Consider the following 3,619-nt stretch of genomic DNA (forward strand, 5'->3'; position numbering starts at 1 on the left):
CGCGGGTCAAAAGATTTTCACTTGCATCCTCAAACAAATTCTGATACTCTAAATATTAGATGGCGTTGCTCGCCTACACCCATGACTTATTATTCAACTTAATTGACTAACCAAGATAAAATCAAACATCTACATTTAGGAATTTTTCCAAGGAGCCATACCAGAAATACTTTCATCTTCTAGAGCTTTACCTAATCTTGCCAAGAAAATTTTATATTTTTTAATGTTTCTAGTTGGCAAGTTATCACTATCCCTTTAGACTAATAGCTAATTTTTCTCTATATTTAATCAAAAATAATTTATGTATTCAAACCTCCCTAATAGTTGGTTTCGTGTTGCTAAAAGTCAAGATTTATCTGCCAAAGGAGTCATACCACTTCATTACTTCGGAAAAGACTTCGTACTATTTCGTACAGAAGATGGCAAACCTCATATTTTTGATGCCCACTGTCCCCACTTAGGCGCTCATCTTGCTCATGGAGGTAGAATTGAAGGCCAAACTTTGAGATGTCCTTACCACGGTTGGCTCTGGGATACAGATGGACAATGTGCTGCTATTCCTTATCCAGATAAAGCAAAACCCAAAGCTAAAATACAAAGTTGGCCTGTACTTGAGTTGAATGGTCTAATAATGATGTACCATCACCATCAAGGAAACCAGCCAGACTGGGAAATACCCCAAATACCAGAACTAATTTCTGGTGAATGGACTCCCCTACGTTTAGTCCGTCAGTGGAAAGTACGCACTACCCTTCAAGATTATATGGATAACAGTGTAGATGTCTCTCACTTATATAATTTGCACAGTCGTACTTTTAAAAGCGCTCATAGTCATGGAGTTGAAATTGACGGACCAATTTTAACTCATAGAATGTCTCAGAAATATAATTTATCTTCTTTAGCAGCAGGAAAATTAGTATTAGAAGATGGTTCAGTTACTACTATTTATTACGGACCAGCTTATGATGTTAGTTTTTACTGGACAGAAGGAAAGTTAAAGCTAGGTTTATTAACTATTTTTACAGGCACACCAATAGATAATGAACATCTTGATATTGCCATATTTTATAGTGTGAAAAAAGTTCTACCTTTTCCTTTAAGCTTGATTTTAAATAAGATGTTAAAACAGGATGTTTTAGAAACTTTTGAACAAGATGTTAGTATTTTAGAGAATAAAAAAGATATTCATAATCCACCTTTATATCAAAATGATGGTCCGGTGCGTCAGTCTCGAAATTGGGCGAGTCAATTCTATTCAGAAAACTCTCTAACACTAGATACTTCAGTTCAAAAATAAATGGTATTAGGCGAGCGGGTAGCGGTGGGTAGCACTATCGCCACCCGACAGACTTTATCTAAAATCTAAAAACTATACCGTAATAGTTTAATTAATTTTCAATCTGCAAGAAGGGGAACGCTACCCAACAGACTTAATCTAAAATCTAAAAACTATAACGTAATAGTTTAATTAATTTTCAACCAGCAAGAGGGCGTTTAGCCCTCCGTTCCTAACGGAATGCTACCGCAAACGTTAACGCTGCGCGACATATTTGCGCAGCATTCGGCTGGAAAACCTATAGCGGTGGGTAGCACTATCGCCACCCGACAGACTTTATCTAAAATCTAAAAACTGTTGCGCAATAGTTAAATTAATTCTCAATCTGTAATAGGGCGAGCGGGTAGCGGTGGGTAGCACTATCGCCACCCGACAGACTTTATCTAAAATCTAAAAACTGNTAATTAATTCTCAATCTGTAATAGGGCGAGCGGGTAGCGGTGGGTAGCACTATCGCCACCCGACAGACTTTATCTAAAATCTAAAAACTATTGCGTAATAGTTTAATTAATTCTCAATCTAAATTCAGTCAGGCGATCGCGTAGCGGTGGGTAGCACTATCGCCACCCTAGAGACCTTATCTAAAATCTAAAAACTGTTGCGCAACAGTTGAATTAATGATCGACCGCCCTGGAAGTTAGGCGACTCCTACCCAGAAAGTTTATCTAAAATCTAAAAACTGTAACGTAATAGTTTAATTAATTCTCAATCTGTAATAGGGCGNAAGTTAGGCGACTCCTACCCAGAAAGTTTATCTAAAATCTAAAAACTGTAACGTAATAGTTTAATTAATTCTCAATCTGTAATAGGGCGAGCGGGTAGCGGTGGGTAGCACTATCGCCACCCTAGAGACTTTATCTAAAATCTAAAAACTATTGCGCAACAGTTGAATTAATTCTCAATCTAAACCAAACAATAGCATTTCTCTATAAGAATGCACTTACAGCAGTTTTTATTTCAGTAGACCACAGTAGTAGCGCGTCTAGCTTAAAAATGTGGGTAAAGAGCAAGTGTGCGGAAGACCTCTGCCCCGACCCCTCTCCTGCAAGGAGAGGGGGGAAATATTCTCCCCCTTCCCTACCAGGGAAGGGGGTTGGGGGGTTAGGTTTTTTACCCACAATTTTAGCCTAGACGTCCTAGTAGGTGCGTTTTCCTATGGTATCAAACCTATTCGTTATAACTCCTGATATCAAATCCGGATAATTACTATACTCAAGTCCGCAGCGTCTGGAACGGAGTGGAAGGTTTGCGGAGCATTCCGGAACGGATAGCAATCTCCTCAACATAAGAGATTGCTTCCTATCATCGCAATGACCACTGTTAAACCGGATTCTATACAGCAGTTTTCATTTGAGTAGACCACAGTAGGGGACTAACCATGGTTAGTCCCTACAAGGTTTTGGTTGTGACGATGTGGTTTATCAATCAGCAAAAGCGCTGTATGACTTCTGAATTCTGACTTCAGCCATAACTTCCATAGAAAAGAGCCTGTATGTTTGATACAAGCTCTTATAAAAAAAGTCTAGAAATATTCTCCAATTTTATAGTGAATATTATTCACTAATATTTTCCCAAAGATAACTATTTAATTTCTACCTTAGCTCCNTGGAACGTCCCTACAAGGTTTTGGTTGTGACGATGTGGTTTATCAATCAGCAAAAGCGCTGTATGACTTCTGAATTCTGACTTCAGCCATAACTTCCATAGAAAAGAGCCTGTATGTTTGATACAAGCTCTTATAAAAAAAGTCTAGAAATATTCTCCAATTTTATAGTGAATATTATTCACTAATATTTTCCCAAAGATAACTATTTAATTTCTACCTTAGCTCCTGCTTCCTCTAATTGCTTCTTGATATCTTCAGCAGCTTCTTTAGCAATACCTTCTTTCAGTGGCTTAGGTACAGACTCTACCAATTCTTTTGCTTCTTTCAGACCTAAACCTGTGATAGTACGAACCACTTTCAGAATAGCAATTTTCTTATCTGCTGGAAACTCTGTTAGAATTGCATCAAATTCTGTTTGCTCTTCCTCTGGTTCTGCTGCTGGGGCACCAGGCGCTCCTGGCATAGCCATAGGCATCATCATACCACCACCACCTGAAGCTGCAGTAACCCCAAAAGCATCTTCAATTTGTTTCACTAATTCAGATGCTTCTAGCAGAGAAAGTGACTTAAGTTGTTCTAGAATTTCATCAGTTTTTGCAGACATTATTAATCTCCTATTTGTTGTTAATTTACAATTATTTGTTGAGGATTATTTTGACTATTTATTATCTGAAGTT

Annotated in this window: 2 protein-coding genes; one reads left to right on the forward strand and one right to left on the reverse strand. The window is 38.0% G+C overall.

The features are described from left to right. The first annotated feature begins 301 nt into the window (after window positions 1-301). The gene (locus AFK68_RS05855) at window positions 302-1,297 is read left to right on the forward strand and encodes a Rieske 2Fe-2S domain-containing protein (protein ID WP_094671967.1); all 996 of its coding nucleotides are present in this window, start codon (window positions 302-304) and stop codon (window positions 1,295-1,297) included. A gap of 1,847 nt (window positions 1,298-3,144) precedes the next feature. On the opposite strand, the gene rplL is transcribed toward AFK68_RS05855, so the two are convergent. Continuing rightward, window positions 3,145-3,546: a 50S ribosomal protein L7/L12 gene (rplL, locus tag AFK68_RS05865; protein WP_094671969.1), complete on the reverse strand. Its 402-nt coding sequence runs from the start codon at window positions 3,544-3,546 to the stop codon at window positions 3,145-3,147. Window positions 3,547-3,619 lie beyond the last annotated feature (73 nt).

It is taken from the genome of Hydrocoleum sp. CS-953 (genome assembly GCF_002260545.1).
GTDB lineage: Bacteria > Cyanobacteriota > Cyanobacteriia > Cyanobacteriales > Microcoleaceae > Trichodesmium.

Bases quoted from the DNA above. Each gene is read 5' to 3' on its own strand.
- rplL (WP_094671969.1), bottom strand. From the start codon at position 3,546: ATGTCTGCAAAAACTGATGAAATTCTAGAACAACTTAAGTCACTTTCT.
- AFK68_RS05855 (WP_094671967.1), top strand. From the start codon at position 302: ATGTATTCAAACCTCCCTAATAGTTGGTTTCGTGTTGCTAAAAGTCAA.